Below are 16,375 nucleotides of genomic sequence, written 5' to 3' on the forward strand. Positions count from 1 at the left end.
GTCCGGAAATCACCGGACTGTAGTGGACATGCCGAATATCCGGACACGTCTGCTCCTTGTGCTGGTTGTCCTCTTCGGATCTCTGACGGTGGCGGGCGCGCCGTCCGCCACCGCCGCCACCCTCTCCGACTCCCTCTGGTTCGACGAGTCACCGCTGACCGTGCAGAACGGCAGATTCGTCGACGCCAACGGCCGCGAGGTCGTGCTGCGCGGCTACAACGTCTCCGGCGAGACGAAGCTGGAGGAGAACACCGGACTGCCCTTCGCCTCCGTCGCCGACGCGAAGAAGTCCGCGACCGCGCTGCGCGCCCTCGGCGGCGGAAACTCGGTGCGCTTCCTGCTCTCCTGGGCCCACGCCGAACCCACCCGCGGCACCGTCGACACCACTTACCTGGCTGCCGTGACCGACCAGATGCGCGCCTTCCTCGACGCCGGCATCCGCGTCTACCCCGACTTCCACCAGGACCTCTACTCCCGCTACCTGTTCAACTCCGGTAGCTGGTACACGGGCGACGGGGCCCCCAAGTGGGCCGTGGCGCTGGGGGGTTACCCGCAGGAGTCCTGCGGAATCTGCCTCTTCTGGGGCCAGAACATCACCCAGAACCAGGCGGTGACGAAGGCGCAGTACGACTTCTGGCACAACAACTACGGACTGCAGGACAGCTTCCTCGGCACCGCCCAGAAGACCATGGCGTACGTCGAACAGCATCTGGGTGACGCGGAGTTCGCGGGTGTCGTCGGCTTCGACCCTTACAACGAGCCGTACGCGGGCAGCTACGACTCGGGCCAGACCAGCCGCACTTGGGAAAAGAACCTGCTGTGGCCCTTCTACCAGAAGTTCCGGGCCCGGATGGACGCGGCCGGCTGGCAGGACAAGCCCGCCTTCGTCGAACCGAACCTCTTCTGGAACGCCAACATCGACTCCCAGAAGCAGGAGGGCGGCCTGCTCGACGCGGGCACCCTCGGCCCCCGCTATGTCTTCAACACCCACTTCTACGACCAGAAGGCCATCTCCGGGATCCTGATGTGGGGCAACGCGTCCGACGGGCAGTACTCGACGGACTTCGGGACGATCCGCGACCGGGCGTCGGCTGCGGGGACGGCCGCCGTGGTCAGCGAGTTCGGCCATCCGCTGTCCGGAACGGTGTCCGGCAAGGCGCCGACGGTCGACAAGGCGATGTACCAGGCCCTCGACTCCCGTCTGCCGGGCTCCGGTTGGTGGTCCAACCCGGCTTCCTCCGGGCCGGTGCTCTCCGGCAACCAGTGGCAGTGGGACATCTACAACGGCCGCCACCACGAGCTGATGAACGACAACCCCGACAAGGTGCAGACCTCCGGTGACGCCTGGAACGACGAGGACCTCTCCGCCGTGAAGCTCGACGACTCGGGCGTGGTGACGCTCCGTCAGGATGCTCGGCTCCTCGACCGCGTGTATCCGAGCGCCACCGCCGGCACGACGCTCGCCTTCACCTACGAGGACCGGTCCCGCGACGGTTCCACGACCCTGACCTGGAACCCGGTGCCGAGTTCGCTGCCGAACGTGTCCCAGCTGGTCGGCTCCGGCCAGTACGGGCTGCTGGTGTGGAAGTCGGGCAGCGGCTCGGCGCCCACCGAACTGCATCTGCCCGCGTCCTTCCCGACGGCCACCACCACGGTCGTCTCCGACGTCGGCACGGTCTACGGCCCGCCCGCGTACACGTCCTCGACACCGGTCGGCGCGGCCCTCGAGCCGGGCGGCACGGGCAGCCGCCGGCTGCTGCTCACCGACTCGGACTCCGGCGTCCTGCACTACGCGCTGGTGACCAACGGGGCAACGTCACCGTCGGCGAGCCTGCTCGGCGCGGCCAAGTCGGAGCTGGCGACCTGGGCGGCGGCACACTTCTGACAGACGACACTCGGGCGGGCCTAACCGGGGATCTTCTCCGACACGTCCGCCCGAGGCTCGGCCTCGGCCTTGCGACCCGCGTCCCGCATGCGGCCGTACGCGTAGACGCAGCCGGCGAGCGCCAGGTCGGACAGGAGCATGAAGCCGATGGAGTAGGAGTCCTTGGCGCTGTACACGGCGCCCATCACCAGCGGCGGGACGAATCCGCCGAGGCCGCCCATCGCGCCGACGATGCCGGTCACGCTGCCCACCTGCGGCTGCGGGGTGACCCGGGCGACCAGGGCGAACACCGAGCCGCTGGCCGTGCCCAGGCCGGCGGCCATCACCAGCAGACAGATCGTCGCGGTGGGCGTGAGCGGCGGGTGGAAGGCCTGGACGATGGCCAGAAGTGCCACGACGCCCAGCGCCCAGGCGGTGACCACGGCCGGATGGATGCGGTCGGCGAGCCAGCCGCCGATCGGCCGGAACACGACGGTGATCAGCGCGAACCCGGCCGCCTTGGTGCCGGCGTCGGTGGCGCTCAGCCCGTACCAGGTCTTCAGATACGTGGGCAGATAGACGCCGAACGCGACGATGCCGCCGAAGCCGATGGCGTAGAGCGCGGACAGCTCCCAGGTCACGCGTAGTCGGCCCGCCTGGCCCAAGCGGTGCGTGAGCGGGGTGGACGGGATCGGGCGTCCGGGCTTGTCGTTGATCAGTACGGCGGCGAGCACGGCGTAGGCGGCGAGGGCCGCCGCGAGCACCAGGAAGGGGAGGTTCTCGCTGTGCTTGTACATGCGCGGCGTGAAGTACCCGGACAGCGCCACACCGCCCATGCCCATGCCGAAGACGCCCAGCGCCGCGCCCCGGTGGGCCGGCGGGAACCAGGCGTTGACCAGGGGGACGCCGATGGCGAAGGTCGTACCGCCGAGGCCGAGGACGAAGCCCACCGCGATCAGCGCGCCGTAGGAGCCCTTCGCCGGGATGAGCAGCAGTACCGGCACGATCGTCAGGGCGCTGACCAGCGGGAACATCAGCCGGGCGCCGTAGCGGTCGGTGAGGGCGCCGACCGGGACCCGACCCAGTGAGCCGACCAGGACCGGCACGGCGACCAGCAGGGACTGGGCGGAGGAGCTCAGGTGCAGCTTGTCGTCGAAGCTGCCGGCCAAGGGGGCGACGAGGTTCCAGGCCCAGAAGGTGAGGGTGAAGCCGAGCGTCGCCACCGCCAGGTTGCGCCAGGCCGCGGCGGAGGGTCTGTCCGTGACGGACGGCTGGCGGCTGGACGGACCGGTCATGGGCGCGCTCCCGGCTTCGACGTGCGGATCCCGGGGGCGGCGGTGACTCGGACGCGTCGGACCTCCGGCAACGCCTCTCATGATCGGCCGCCGCCGAGGCATCCGCATCCCGGAACCCGCCCGGCCGGCACCGGGCCGCAGGACGACGGCGCCGGACCTCGTCGTCCGGCGCCGTCGACGTCCACGGGGAGATCAGCCCGTGGGCGTACCCGACCAGTCGGCCTGCACATGCCCGAGCCGCACCCGCTGCGGATGGTCACCGACGGAGACGGACGTGACCTTCTGCCCGGTCGCGAAGTCGATCGCCGTGACCTGGTCGGCGCCGCTCTCGGAGACGATGCAGTCCTTGCCGTCGCCGCTGACCGTGGCCCAGTACGGCTTGGACGCGGTGACCAGCGGTCCCTCCTGGAGGGTGGCGCGGTCGACGACCGTCGCGTAGTCGTCCATCGTGCCCGCGACGCACAGCTTGGTGCCCGCCGGGTTCATCGAAATCCCGTGATGGCGCGAGTCGTTGACCCAGGTGGTGCGGTCCTCGCTGGTCGCCGGGTTCTTCGGCAGCGTCTTCACGCGGGTGATCTTGTCCGAGGCGACGTCGTACTCCAGGAAGCCGTTGAAGAAGGACACCTGGAAGTAGAGCTTGGACTCGTCCGGCGAGAAGACGGCCGGGCGGACGGCGTCGGAGAAGTCCGTCAGCCCGATGGCGTTCAGCCGGTCCCGCATGTCGATGACCTTGACCTGCTTGTACGTCGTCGCGTCCACGACCGTGATGCGCCGGTCGCCCTTCGTCCAGTCCCAGGCCGGGTCGTCGAGGGAGGTGTTGACGTCCCCGATGGCCATGTTCCAGATGTACTTGCCGTCCTTGGTGAAGATGTTCTCGTGCGGCTTGTCACCGGTCGCGAACGAGCCCAGCTGCTTGCCGGTGTTGATGTCCAGCACATGCACGGTGTTCGCGGTCGAGGCGGACACCGCGACCCGGGTGCCGTCGGGGGAGACCGCCATGTGGTCGGAGCGGTAACCCGACACGGGGAAGCGCCAGTTGATGCTGCCGGTGGCGAGGTCGATCGAGACCACGTCGGCGAAGCTCGGCCGGGAGACCACCACCGACTTGCCGTCCGGGGTGGTGTACATGTCGTCCACGAACTGGTCGTGGCCCTCGCCGACACCGTTGCGGATCGCCATGAAGTAGATCCACTTGATCGGGTCCGCGTTGATCTCCGCCATCCGCGCGGCCTTGTCCGGGATGACGTTGATCCGGCCGACCTTCGAGAAGTCGCCGGTGGACTTGATGACGTCCGCGGTCCCGTCCCAGTTGTTGCCGACGAACAGCACCTCGCGCAGGGCGGCGGCGGAGGAGTCCGTGGCTGCGGTGGCTGCGGTCGCGGCGGTGACGGTCAGGATGAGGGCGGCGGCTGCGGAGCAAAGGTGCCTGGGTCTGAAGGCAGGCATGAGTGCTCTCTCCTCTGTGGTGGTGGCGTGGGCATGCCAAGGCGGAAGGGCGCTGAATCCGAATCGCTGAATCTGAACAGGAGCGCGTTCAGATTGCTACTTACTGGAAAGTAAGGAAGAGGCGCCCTTCTCCACAAGACTGCGTACACGACAAAATTGACGGATCAGGCGACGGAGGAGGGTCAGTGGCGGGCAGGCTCAGGGCGCCGACCGGGCGGTACGGCGGTAAGACCGCCGCTCAGCGGCAGGCGGAGCGGCGCAGCAGATTCCTGGACGCCGCGCTCGAGCTGTTCGGCGCCGACCCCGGCTACCGGGCCACCACGGTCGCGGCACTGAGCGAGGCCGCCGGTCTGTCCACCCGTCAGTTCTACGAGGAGTTCCGCACCCTCGAGGATGTGCTGGCCGCCCTGCACCTGCAGGTCAACGACTGGGCCGAGGAAGCCGTGTTGACCGCGTTCGCTGAGGCGCGGGGGCTGCCGCTCGCCGCGCGCGTCACCGCGATCTTCCGGGCCTACGCCGCGAACGTCACCGGCGATCCGCGCCGGATCAGGATCACCTTCGTCGAGATCATCGGCGTGAGCGCCAGGCTTGAGGAACAGCGCCTGGCCCGCCGCTCCCGCTGGGTGGACCTCATCTGCGCCGAGGCCGAGACGGCCGCCTGCAACGGAGAGGCGGCCGCCCGTGACTACCGCATCGCCGCGACGGCCTTCATCGGCAGCGTCAACGGCCTGCTCCACGACTGGAGCGCGGGGTGGGTGAACGCGACGCTGGACGAGGTGGTGGACGAACTGGTCCGGCAACTGCTGGCGATACTGCGACCGCCGGGGTGGGTGGCGCCGGGCGAATGACGGACGGGTGCGGTTTTTTCGGGGGCAGTCGTGGTGTGCGCGGGTTCCGGGCGCTGAGCGGGCGGCCGGTGGGTGAGGTCAGTTGGAGGCAACAGCGCGTCTTGGCCGGCTCGAGCGGGGGCAGATGCGCGTGCCAGGGCCCGCGTCACCAACGTGCCCGAACAGCACACCTAGCCGCCCACCGTGTCCACCGCAGCCAGTACCGGAGCCACGCCGTCCTCGTCTCTGATCCGTGCCCCCAGCTTCGCCGCGCGGCGCGCGAACGCCGGGTCGCGGGTAGCCCGCAGCAGGGCCGAGGCCAGGGTGTCGGCGGTCAGCCGGCGCAGGGGCAGAGCGCGTGGGGCTACGCCCAGGGCGACCAGGCGGGCGGACCAGAAGCCCTCGTCGAACTGGATCGGGACCGGCACGGACGGCACGCCGGCGCGCAGGCCGGCCGCCGTCGTGCCCGCGCCCGCGTGGTGGACCACGGCGGCCGTGCGGGGGAAGAGGGCCGCGTGCGGAGCCTCGTCGATCGTCAGCATGTCCGCGCCGGAGGCCTCGAGGCCGGCCCAGCCCCGCTGGATCACGCCCCGCAGCCCGGCCCGGCGCAGGGCGCGTACGACAGCGGTGCTCAGCCGCTCGGGGTCGGGCACGGTCGCGCTGCCCAGGCCGACGTACACGGGTGGCGGCCCGGCGTCGAGGAAGTCCCGTAGCTCCGAGGGGAGTTGGGCCTCTCCGTCGTACGGCCACCAGTAGCCGGCCACGGTGAGGCCGGCCCGCCAGTCGTCCGGTCTCGGCACCACCAGCTCGCTGAAGCCGTGCAGCACAGGCCGCGTCTGCCGCTCCCGGGCCCGCCACGCCGCGGCGGCACTCATCCGGGGCAGCCCCAGCCGCTGCCGTACGGCGGGCAGCGCCCCGGCGAAGACCTGCTCCACGGCCAGGCCCACCCCGTGCCCGGCGATCCGGTTGCCCACCGCTCCCAGCGAGCGCACACCCAGCATCGGCGGCCCGAACTCCCTTGTGGGGGCGAGTGGTTGGAGCGGCACGTCCAGATACGGCAGGTGCAGGCCCTCGGCGATGGTGTGTCCGAGCGGGCCCACCGAGCCGGACAGCAACAGCAGATCGCTCGACCGGGCGGCCGCCACGAGGTCGTCCGTCATCCGCCCGACCAGCGCCCGCGCCATCGCCACCACCCGGACCAGCTTCACACCGGTCGCACTGCGATGCAGCCCGCGCCCGCGCGAGGACTCCAGCTCCGCCTGCGGATCCACCGGCAGCGGATGGAAACGGACCTCCGAGCCCGCCACCAGCGTCTCGAACCGGGCATGCGTGACCAGAGTGACCTCGTGCCCGGCGCGGGCGAGCCCGTCTCCGAGTCCGGTGTACGGGGCCACGTCGCCCCGGGATCCCGCCGTCATGATCGCTACGCGCACGACGGCCAGTATGGCGCCGCGGTACGCCATCGGCGACAACCACCGGTGCAGAACGGCCAGTTCACCCCTGTCACAGCCGTTGACTTCACTCTCCCGGTGGCTCTACCTTCGGCGCGCGACGCGTTCGGTTCACCGATCCTCGTTCGGTATCTCGAATAAGTGTCCTTGCCAGCCCGGGAGTTCCTCCCGCCGAAGGAGCCGCATGTATCCCCCACCGCGCACGTCCCCCGATGCTCTCGTACGACGCCTCAGAGCCGCCGCCGTACGCCTCCTCGCCCTCGCCCTGACCGCGGCCGCCGCGCTGCTCTTCGCCGCGCCCGGTCCGGCGCAGGCGGCGACGACCCGTCAGATAGCCGTGCCCACCGCGCCGATGGGCTGGGCGTCCTGGAACAGCTTCGCCGCCAAGATCGACTACAACGTCATCAAGCAGCAGGTCGACGCGTTCGTCGCGGCGGGGCTGCCGGCGGCCGGCTACAAGTACATCAACATCGACGAGGGCTGGTGGCAGGGCACGCGCGACAGTGCCGGCAACATCACCGTCGACACCAGTGAGTGGCCCGGCGGCATGAGCGCCATCGCCGACTACATCCACAGCAAGGGCCTCAAGGCCGGTATCTACACCGACGCCGGCAAGGACGGCTGCGGCTACTACTTCCCGACGGGCCGCCCCGCCGCGCCGGGCAGCGGCAGCGAGGGTCACTACGACCAGGACATGCTGCAGTTCTCCAAGTGGGGCTTCGACTTCGTGAAGGTCGACTGGTGCGGCGGTGACGCCGAGGGGCTCGACGCGGCGACGACGTACAAGTCGATCAGCGACTCGGTCGCGAAGGCGACGGCCACCACCGGCCGTCCGCTCACCCTGTCGATCTGCAACTGGGGCTACCAGAACCCCTGGAACTGGGCGCCGGGCCTGGCTCCGATGTACCGGACCAGCACCGACATCATCTACTACGGCAACAAGCCGTCGATGACGAACCTGCTGTCCAACTTCGACCAGACCCTGCACCCGACCGCGCAGCACACGGGCTACTACAACGACCCGGACATGCTGATGGTCGGCATGGACGGCTTCACCGCCGCCCAGAACCGCACCCATATGAACCTGTGGGCGATCTCCGGCGCCCCGCTCCTCGCCGGCAACGACCTGTCCACCATGACCTCCGAGACCGCCGGGATCCTCAAGAACCCCGAGGTGATCGGCGTCGACCAGGACCCGCGCGGACTGCAGGGCGTCAAGGTCGCCGAGGACACCACCGGACTGCAGGTGTACGGCAAGGTCCTCGCCGGCAGCGGCAACCGCGCCGTCGTGCTCCTCAACCGCACCTCGTCCGCGCAGAACATCACCGTGCGCTGGTCCGACCTCGGCCTGACCAACGCGTCCGCGACCGTGCGCGACCTGTGGGCGCGGGCCAACGTCGGCAGCTACGGCACGAGTTACACCACCAGCGTGCCTGCGGGCGGCTCGGTGATGCTGACGGTCACCGGGGGCACGGAGGCGTCGAGCAGCACGTACACCGGCACGTCGAGCTTCAGCGGCGTCGTCGCCGGGAGCACCGGCGTCAAGGTCGTCGACGTGTCGTACACGAACAACACGTCCAGCACCCGCGTCGGCACCGTCAAGGTCAACGGTCAGGGCACGACCGCCGTAGCCTTCCCGCCGACGGGTTCCAGCGCGGGCACCATCTCGCTGGAGGTCGGCCTGGCCAAGGGCTCGGCCAACTCGCTCACCTTCGCCGACGCCCCGACCCTCGACTCGATCACGGTCAGACCCCTGGCCGGCGCGAACGGCTCCCAGGTCGTCGGCAAGCAGTCCGGCCGTTGCCTGGACATCTACAACAACACGATCACCAACGGCACCCAGGCCGAACTGTGGGACTGCAACGGCGGCCAGAACCAGGCCTGGACGTACACCTCCCGCAAGGAACTCGTGGTGTACGGCAACAAGTGCCTGGACGCCTACAACCTCGGCACGACCAACGGCACCAAGGTCGTGATCTGGGACTGCAACGGCCAGAACAACCAGAAGTGGAACGTCAACAGCGACGGCACGATCACCAACGTCAACGCGGGCCTGTGCCTGGACGCCTACAACAACGGCACGGCCAACGGCACTTCAATGGTGCTGTGGTCCTGCGGTACGGGCGACAACCAGAAGTGGACGCTCAACTAGCGCCGTGACCGGGAGGACTCGCCGGGTCGCCCTCCGCGCCCCGGCGAGTCGGCCGCTCGGCACGGAGCCCGAGGGCGCCGCGACATTGGCGAACATCCGGCGGGCTCCCGCGTGAGCGGCTGTGCGTGGCGTCAGCGTGCGAACTTTTCGATGGCGGCCGGGGTGACGGGGGTGAAGAAGTTGACGAGGTTGCCGTCGGGGTCGCGGAACAGCAGCGACCGGTTGCCCCAGGGCATCGTGGTGGGCTCGGTGACGAAGTCGGTGACGAAGCCGGCCAGGTTCTGGTGAACGCGGTCCACGTCGTCGACGAGGAACTCGGTGATCACGCTGTGGTTGTCCGCCGGGCGGGCAGAGCCCGGGGCGAACAGCGGGACGGTGCGGGTGCCGGCGATCGCGAGGGTGGCGCCCGCGGTCTTGAGTTCGGCGAAGTCCTCGGTGGCCCACGTCGCCTGCGCCCCTGTGGCTCGCTCGTAGAACTCGACGAGGCGCGCTACGTCGCTGGTGATGATGCGGATCGAGACGAAGTCCATGGGGATCTCCTTGGCTGGGCTGGAGGCGAGGCGTGCACTGCGCAGGCTAGGAGAAATAGTGGACAGAATCGGTCCTCTATTCGCGTTAGGCTGCGGATATGCCTCGACCCACTGGCCGCGTGCTGACACTCCTGGAGCTGCTGCAGTCGGGCGGCACCCGGACGGTGGCCGAACTGGCCGGCCGGCTCGGCGTCGAAGGGCGCACCGTGCGGCGGTATGTGGACCAGCTGATCGACCTCGACGTGCCCGTGGAATCGGTGCGCGGCCGCTACGGCGGGTACCGGCTCGCCCCCGGGTACCGCTTGCCTCCGCTCATGCTCAGCGACGACGAGGCGCTGGCCGTGCTGCTCGGCCTGGTCGCCGGCCGCCGGGCAGGGCTGACGACGACGCAGCACACGGCAAACGAGACGGCATCGGCGAAGATCCGGCGGGTGCTGCCCAAGCACATCGCCCGCCGGCTCGACACACTCCTGGAATCCCTCGCCTTCACGGACCAGCCCGGAGAGTTCGACACCCCGGACGCCGGCGTCCTGCTCACCCTCGCCGATGCGGTGCGCCACCGCCGACCGGTCTCGATCCGCTACACCGACCGCGACGGACGGCGCAGCGAACGCACACTGCACGCGTACGGGATCGTCGCCCATTCGGGCCGGTGGTACGTCACGGGCCAGGACGCCCGGATCGGCGAGGACCGAACCCTCCGGCTCGATCGCATCGCGGACGCGCGGACCCTGCCGGGCTCATTCGAAGCGCCGGCGGGTCCCGGTCCGGCACAGCGCGTGTTGTCAGGCTTCGCCACGGCCGAGTACCGGCATGAGGTGACCTTGCGGATCCACGGGACGGTCGAGCAGATCCGCGCCCACCTTCCCGCCGGCGTCGCGAGCCTGGAGGAGCACGAGCCGGCGGCAGGCGAGGACCGGGCGGCCGAGCGCTGGATGCGCGTCGAGCTGCGGGCGGAGCGGCTCGACTGGTTGCCTCCGGTACTCGCCTCACTCGACCGGCCGTTCGTCATCGAGCGCCCGGATGAACTGCGCGACCTCGTCATCGCGCTCGCCGATCGCCTCGCGTCCCACGCCCGCCAAGCCTGACCGCGAGGAATCAATGTCATGAGATGGCACAGCTAAAGCAGTGGAAGCACCGCGAGCACCGTAGCCAGGAGCAGGGTGCAGCCCAGCAGGCAGACCGCCAGCAGCCGGTGGCGCAGTCGGGCGTAAGCCGCCTCGTACTCCTCGCGCAGCTGCCTGCTCCGCTCGGCCGTGCGCTGCCACGACGTGCGGGCGAGCGCGAGGTACTCGGCCTCGAACCGGCGCTCGACCTCTGCCCGTTGCCCCTCCGTCAGCCAGTCGAGCGAGGCGGTGAAACGCAGCGCGGCCGTGTGCCCCTGGTCGCGGACCGACGCGAGGAGCAGGTGCCCCTCGATCTCGTTGAGGAATGCCCGCATGTCCACGGGATGTTCGTCCATGGCGGTCACAGGGCCGTCAACTCCCTTTCCGGCGCCGGAGATCCGGGATGGTGGAGATCGAACGCAGGGGATTCGCTGCGGATCTGGGGGAGTGCGACGAAGTTGTGGCGCGGGGGCGGGCAGGAGGTCGCCCACTCCAGGGAGCGGCCGTAGCCCCACGGGTCGTCGACATCAACCTTCTCGCCGTATTTCGCGGTCTTCCAGATGTTGTAGAAGAAGGGCAACAAGGACATTCCGAGGAGGAACGAGAAGATCGTCGACACCGTGTTGAGCGTTGTGAGGCCCTCCACCGCCAGATAGTCCGGAATTCGGCGCTGCATTCCGTTCACGCCCAGCCAGTGCTGCACCAGGAAGGTGCCGTGGAAGCCGATGAACAGCGTCCAGAACGTGATCTTTCCCAGGCGCTCGTCGAGCATCTTGCCGGTGAACTTCGGCCACCAGAAGTGGAATCCGGAGAACATCGCGAAGACGACGGTGCCGAAGATGACGTAGTGGAAGTGGGCGACGACGAAGTAGGTGTCGGAGGTCGGGAAGTCCAGCGGCGGCGATGCGAGCATCACTCCGGTCAGGCCGCCGAAGACGAACGTGACCAGGAAGCCCGTCGCCCACAGCATCGGGGTCTCGAACGACAGCGACCCCTTCCACATCGTGCCGATCCAGTTGAAGAACTTCACGCCCGTCGGCACGGCGATGAGGAACGTCATGAAGGAGAAGAACGGCAGCAGTACGCCGCCGGTGACGTACATGTGATGGGCCCACACCGTGACGGACAGGCCCGCGATGGCGATCGTCGCACCGATCAGGCCCATGTAGCCGAACATCGGCTTTCGCGAGAAGACTGGAATCACTTCGCTGATGATTCCGAAGAACGGCAGTGCGATGATGTACACCTCCGGGTGGCCGAAGAACCAGAAGAGGTGCTGCCACAACAAGGCCCCGCCATTTGCCGCGTCGAAGACATGCGCACCGAACTTGCGGTCCGCCTCCAGCGCGAACAGGGCCGCGGCCAGCACCGGGAAGGCCAGCAGCACCAACACGCCCGTCAGCAAGACGTTCCAGGTGAAGATCGGCATGCGGAACATGGTCATGCCCGGCGCGCGCATACAGATGATGGTGGTGATGAAGTTGACCGCACCGAGGATGGTGCCGAAGCCGGAGAAGGCCAGACCCATGATCCACATGTCGGCGCCCACGCCTGGGGATCGGACAGCGTCCGACAGCGGGGAGTAGGCGAACCAGCCGAAGTCGGCCGCGCCTTGAGGGGTCAGAAAGCCGCCCACCGCAATCATGGAACCGAAGAGATACAGCCAGTAGGCCAGCATGTTCAGCCGCGGGAACGCCACGTCCGGCGCCCCGATCTGCAGCGGCATGATCCAGTTGGCGAAGCCGGCGAACAGCGGTGTCGCGAACATCAGCAGCATGATCGTGCCGTGCATCGTGAACGCCTGGTTGAACTGCTCGTTCGACATGATCTGCAGGCCCGGACGGGCCAGTTCGGCGCGCATGAGCAGCGCCATCACGCCACCGATGCAGAAGAACGAGAACGACGTGACCAGGTAGAGCGTCCCGATCGTCTTGTGGTCGGTGGTCGTCAGCCACTTGAGGTGCCTCATGCCCCGCCTGTGTCCGCTCCGGGCACGCCGGTCACACTCGAGTGACGCGACGAGAATCACGGAAACGGGTGTGACGATCCGGATGGTGCCGGACACGAACGGAACATGAGCAACGACGAGATCTTCGCCGCTGCCTATCGCGAGCACTACTGGTCGGTCAGCCGCTATGTCGCGCGGCGACTGGACGGGCGGGCCGGCGAGGTGGAGGAAGTGGTGGCGGAGGTGTTCACGGTCGCCTGGCGACGCCGGGCCGACCTTCCGGGGTCCCCGCTGCCCTGGCTGTACGGCGTGGCACGCAACTGCCTGTCGAACGCGGTACGCGGCTACGGACGGCGCAGGCGGCTGGTCGACCGCCTGGGCAACGACGAGACCGCGCACGGCCGGCACATCGTGGACAGCCCCGACACGGACACCCCCGGTGGCTGGGTGCACGAAGCGCTGGCCCGGCTGTCCGAGGCCGACCAGGAGGTGCTGCGCCTGACGGCATGGGAGGAACTGGGCATCGACGAGGTCGCCGTCGCCCTCGGCTGCGGCACACGGGCCGCGTCGATGCGGCTGCACCGCGCCCGGCGCCGGCTGAGAGCCGAGATAGACCGCGTGCGTCCCACCGCGACCTCCGCCGACGCGATCCCCTTGAAGGAACACGGCCATGGCTGACGAACTCGAACTCCTGCGCCGCGCCAACCCGGTGCCGGCCGACGGCCCCCACTTCGGCGAGGGCCCCCTGGACCACAACGCCGAGCGGCGGCTCGACCGGCTGCTGCACGACCGGCCCGGCCCCCGTCGCCGCACCCGGTTGGTCTGGGGCCTCGCTGCCACCGCCGTCGTCGCCGCGACCGCCCTGACGCTGACGCTCGGCGGTCCGAGCACCGCCCCGGCGGTCGCCGCACCCCGCGCACTGGTCGTCCAGGCCGACTCAACCCCCGTACCACTGGATCAACTGGCCGACCGGGCAGCACAGTTGGCTGCCAAGGAAGCCGCGTCGAAGCTGCGCAAGGGCACGCACGTGCAGTCCTGGAGCATGGGCATGAGCGATGACAAGCCCCCGGTCACCCTCCCCGAGGAGCGGGTCGTGCGCTGGAAGGCCGACGGCAGCCACACCGAACTCGTGGTCGCGACCGACCCGCGGCACCCGGGCCGGCCGGTCCTGCGCGACGACGGCGGCGATCCCCACCTGGTCGAGGACGGCCACGTCATCAGCCGGCAGACCTATCCGCCGAGCTGGAGCGACGCACCGCCCGAGTCCCCGCCGCCGCACGACACGGCACAGCTGCGGGCCTACCTGAAGGAGGCCACGTACACCCGCACGACGTTCGGCACCCCCGAACTCCTCGACGGTGTCCAGGTGTTGCTCGACCACTGGACCCTCGGCGCCCGCGAGTCCGCGACGCTCGCCCGGCTCCTGGCGGACACCGAGGGACTGCGCCCGGTCGGCCAGGTGACCGACCGGCTCGGCCGGCGCGGCCAGGCCTATGTGTACGAGGGCTCCGGCTTCCGGCGAATGCTGATCATGGACCCGTCCACCGGCGCCGTCCTCGGCCTGGAGACCGTCCTGACCGAGGCGGAGCCGGAGTACGGCGTCAAGGCCGGCGACGTCGAGGACTACAGCGCCTGGATGCGCTGATCACACCCCGAGCTGCCGGGCGGCGGCATCGACGGTCTGCTCGAGCAGCGTGGCGATCGTCATCGGACCGACCCCGCCCGGCACCGGAGTGATGAGCGAGGCCCTCTCCAACGCGGAGTCGAAGTCGACGTCGCCGACGTTGCCCGGGTTGTACCCGGCGTCGATCACGACGGCGCCGGGCTTGATGTCCTCGCCCCGGATCAGCCGCGGCCGCCCCACCGCGGCGACCACGATGTCCGCCTCCCGGACCACCGACGACAGGTCCCGGGTGCGGGAGTGGCAGTACGTCACCGTCGCGTCGCGGGCGAGCAGCAGCATGCCGACCGGCTTGCCGAGGATGGCGCTGCGGCCCACGACCACGGCCCGCTTTCCGGACGGGTCGACGTCGTACTCGTCGAGCAGCCGCATGATCCCGCCGGGGGTGCAGGAGACGAAGCCCGGCAGGCCGAAGCTCATCGTCGCGAAGGAGGCGAAGGTGACGCCGTCGACGTCCTTCTCGGGGGCGATCGCCTCGAACGCCGCCCGCTCGTCGATGTGCTCGCCCATCGGGTGCTGGAGCAGAATGCCGTGCACACCGGGGTCCTCCGACAACTCCCGCAGTTTTCCTAGGAGTTCTCCGGTGGTCGTGGCGGCGGGCAGCGCCACGTGCCGGGACTCGATGCCGGCCTTGCGGCAGCGGTTCTGCTTCATGCGGACGTACGTGACGGAGGCGGGGTCCTCGCCGACCAGCACCGTGGCCAGACAGGGGGTCGTGCCCGTGGTTTCCGTGAGGTCGGCCGCGCGCTTGGCGGTGTCCTCGACGATGCGCCGGGCGAGTGCGGTGCCGTCCATGAGCCGGGCCTGAGACATGATCCACTCCTGGGCTGGTGTGACGGGATCGCCCAGGCGCACGGCATCGACTCTGCGTGGCCGCTCCCCGGTGGTGCTCCACCTCAGCGCCAGTCACGGCCGCCACCAGCCTAACCGAGGCCGTGGATACGGCTCATCGACGCAGGATGCGCCGCCTGCGTCCACGGCCGGCATGCTGTGCCGGCGGAAGCGGGCGAGGTCGCACCGCCCGCAGCACCGACCGCAGCAGAGCGACGGACGCCAGCCCTTCCGCCGCGGAAACCCGTCCTGGCCGCCGAGGCCGGGCCGCACGCACTCGCCCCAGCGCCGCACGCGCCGAGAAGGTCCAGGTCAACCGGGTTGTGACCTGGACCCTCGCGGTTCTGCTTCCTACTCGTCCCATGCCTGGATCAGGACCTCATCTGTGATCTTCCCGTCGCGCAGCGTGATCATCGACTCGGCCAGGACACGCGTCCCGTCCGAGTACCGGCACGACTGGCTGTAGGCGGCATGGTCGCCCTGGACGATGCACTGGTCGACCTTGTGCGTCATGTCACGGCTGTAGATGTCCTCGAGAAGTGCCCCGATCTCCTCGCGACCGCGCAGGATCTTGGGCTGGCTGGGTTGGGTGTTGCGGTCCACGATGCGTATCTGCGCATCGTCCGCGTAGAGCGACAGAAGATCTGCCGCCGTGTGTGCTTCGACGCCCCGGCGCAGAGTGTCGGCGCTGAAGGCGGGCGTTGCCGCGGTGCCCATGGTGACCTCCTTCGAGGGCCGCGACCCGACAGGAGCCCGGGCCGCGAGGGGCTCACCTTCGAGACTCCTCCGCCCCGGCAGGCTCGGCAAGCGCAGCCGACCGCTGCGCCTGACGGGTGAGCGAAGCGGCACCCCCGTGTCCGCCGGGCGCCCGGTGCCGTTGCTGAATTCATGATCTCAACACGACGTATCGTCACCGCCGTTGGTCTCGCCGCAGGGCTCACCGGCCTCGTCGCGCCGCTGGCGCATGCGGACGAAGCGGCTGTCGCGAACGCGGCCGTCCCGGGCACCGACCTGCTCAACCCGATCACCACGGTCGACGCGCTCAGCGCCACCGCCGTGCCGGTGGAGCGCAAGGCACCCGAGGCGACCAGGGAGACCAAGGAGACCAAGCCGCAGGCTCCGCGGCCCGAGCAGGTGGAGCAGCTCAGGAGCATCAGGGATCTCAAGCAGTTGCACCGGGTCGCCGACATGCAGGCCAACTGGGCTGCTTGGGGCCGTTGAGCGGATCGACGCCGCATCGCGCG

The 16,375-nt window shown here is 69.5% G+C and carries 15 protein-coding genes and 1 riboswitch; of the genes, 7 read left to right on the plus strand and 8 right to left on the minus strand.

All coding sequences use genetic code 11. The annotated features are described in order from the left end of the window. Positions 1-28: 28 nt before the first annotated feature. Positions 29-1,885: a cellulase family glycosylhydrolase gene (locus tag ACFY1L_RS31695; RefSeq protein ID WP_388831665.1), complete on the plus strand. Its 1,857-nt coding sequence runs from the start codon at positions 29-31 to the stop codon at positions 1,883-1,885. A 20-nt stretch (positions 1,886-1,905) separates the two neighbouring features. On the opposite strand, the gene ACFY1L_RS31700 is transcribed toward ACFY1L_RS31695, so the two are convergent. After that, positions 1,906-3,159: a nitrate/nitrite transporter gene (locus tag ACFY1L_RS31700; protein WP_388831666.1), complete on the minus strand. Its 1,254-nt coding sequence runs from the start codon at positions 3,157-3,159 to the stop codon at positions 1,906-1,908. Positions 3,160-3,351: 192 nt separating this feature from the next. Then, complete coding sequence (locus ACFY1L_RS31705; protein ID WP_388831668.1) at positions 3,352-4,605, minus strand: YncE family protein; 1,254 nt, start codon at positions 4,603-4,605, stop codon at positions 3,352-3,354. Between the two features lie 185 nt (positions 4,606-4,790). Between ACFY1L_RS31705 and ACFY1L_RS31710 the strand changes: the two genes are divergently transcribed. Continuing rightward, positions 4,791-5,453, plus strand: coding sequence for a TetR/AcrR family transcriptional regulator (locus tag ACFY1L_RS31710; RefSeq protein ID WP_388831670.1), 663 nt, complete (start codon positions 4,791-4,793; stop codon positions 5,451-5,453). 170 nt (positions 5,454-5,623) lie between these two features. Here the strand turns inward: ACFY1L_RS31710 and ACFY1L_RS31715 are convergent, their stop codons facing one another. Further along, positions 5,624-6,850 carry a glycosyltransferase gene (locus ACFY1L_RS31715; RefSeq protein WP_388831888.1) on the minus strand — a complete coding sequence of 409 codons (1,227 nt, stop codon included), beginning with the start codon at positions 6,848-6,850 and terminating at the stop codon, positions 5,624-5,626. A gap of 217 nt (positions 6,851-7,067) precedes the next feature. Here ACFY1L_RS31715 and ACFY1L_RS31720 point away from each other — a divergent pair, with 217 nt between their 5' ends. Then, the gene (locus ACFY1L_RS31720) at positions 7,068-9,035 is read left to right on the plus strand and encodes an RICIN domain-containing protein (RefSeq protein ID WP_388831672.1); all 1,968 of its coding nucleotides are present in this window, start codon (positions 7,068-7,070) and stop codon (positions 9,033-9,035) included. 131 nt (positions 9,036-9,166) lie between these two features. On the opposite strand, the gene ACFY1L_RS31725 is transcribed toward ACFY1L_RS31720, so the two are convergent. Next, on the minus strand, positions 9,167-9,565 hold the full coding sequence (locus ACFY1L_RS31725) for a VOC family protein (RefSeq protein ID WP_388831674.1): 399 nt from the start codon (positions 9,563-9,565) through the stop codon (positions 9,167-9,169). Between the two features lie 98 nt (positions 9,566-9,663). Here ACFY1L_RS31725 and ACFY1L_RS31730 point away from each other — a divergent pair, with 98 nt between their 5' ends. Further along, positions 9,664-10,653, plus strand: a complete 990-nt coding sequence (locus ACFY1L_RS31730) for a helix-turn-helix transcriptional regulator (RefSeq protein ID WP_388831676.1) — start codon at positions 9,664-9,666, stop codon at positions 10,651-10,653. Between the two features lie 32 nt (positions 10,654-10,685). On the opposite strand, the gene ACFY1L_RS31735 is transcribed toward ACFY1L_RS31730, so the two are convergent. Both ACFY1L_RS31735 and ctaD read right to left on the minus strand, forming a co-directional pair. Further along, a complete protein-coding gene (locus ACFY1L_RS31735) occupies positions 10,686-11,027 on the minus strand; it encodes a hypothetical protein (protein ID WP_388831890.1) in 342 nt (113 codons plus the stop codon). Positions 11,028-11,032: 5 nt separating this feature from the next. Next, the gene (ctaD, locus tag ACFY1L_RS31740) at positions 11,033-12,640 is read right to left on the minus strand and encodes a cytochrome c oxidase subunit I (RefSeq protein WP_388831678.1); all 1,608 of its coding nucleotides are present in this window, start codon (positions 12,638-12,640) and stop codon (positions 11,033-11,035) included. A 105-nt stretch (positions 12,641-12,745) separates the two neighbouring features. Between ctaD and ACFY1L_RS31745 the strand changes: the two genes are divergently transcribed. Then, positions 12,746-13,297 carry an RNA polymerase sigma factor gene (locus ACFY1L_RS31745; protein ID WP_388831680.1) on the plus strand — a complete coding sequence of 184 codons (552 nt, stop codon included), beginning with the start codon at positions 12,746-12,748 and terminating at the stop codon, positions 13,295-13,297. Further along, positions 13,290-14,264 (plus strand): CU044_5270 family protein, encoded by a 975-nt coding sequence (locus ACFY1L_RS31750; protein ID WP_388831682.1) that lies wholly within the window; start codon positions 13,290-13,292, stop codon positions 14,262-14,264. The genes ACFY1L_RS31745 and ACFY1L_RS31750 overlap by 8 nt, the downstream gene beginning before the upstream one ends. On the opposite strand, the gene ACFY1L_RS31755 is transcribed toward ACFY1L_RS31750, so the two are convergent. Both ACFY1L_RS31755 and ACFY1L_RS31760 read right to left on the minus strand, forming a co-directional pair. Beyond that, the gene (locus ACFY1L_RS31755) at positions 14,265-15,113 is read right to left on the minus strand and encodes a bifunctional 5,10-methylenetetrahydrofolate dehydrogenase/5,10-methenyltetrahydrofolate cyclohydrolase (RefSeq protein ID WP_388831684.1); all 849 of its coding nucleotides are present in this window, start codon (positions 15,111-15,113) and stop codon (positions 14,265-14,267) included. Positions 15,114-15,136: 23 nt separating this feature from the next. Then, positions 15,137-15,220, minus strand: a riboswitch (ZMP/ZTP riboswitch). A 262-nt stretch (positions 15,221-15,482) separates the two neighbouring features. Further along, positions 15,483-15,848, minus strand: coding sequence for a nuclear transport factor 2 family protein (locus tag ACFY1L_RS31760; protein ID WP_388831686.1), 366 nt, complete (start codon positions 15,846-15,848; stop codon positions 15,483-15,485). Between the two features lie 171 nt (positions 15,849-16,019). Here ACFY1L_RS31760 and ACFY1L_RS31765 point away from each other — a divergent pair, with 171 nt between their 5' ends. Beyond that, positions 16,020-16,352, plus strand: a complete 333-nt coding sequence (locus tag ACFY1L_RS31765) for a hypothetical protein (RefSeq protein WP_388831688.1) — start codon at positions 16,020-16,022, stop codon at positions 16,350-16,352. The last annotated feature ends 23 nt before the right edge of the window (positions 16,353-16,375 follow it).

Origin of the sequence: Streptomyces sp. NPDC001663 (assembly GCF_042893105.1) — a bacterium.
Lineage (GTDB): Bacteria > Actinomycetota > Actinomycetes > Streptomycetales > Streptomycetaceae > Streptomyces.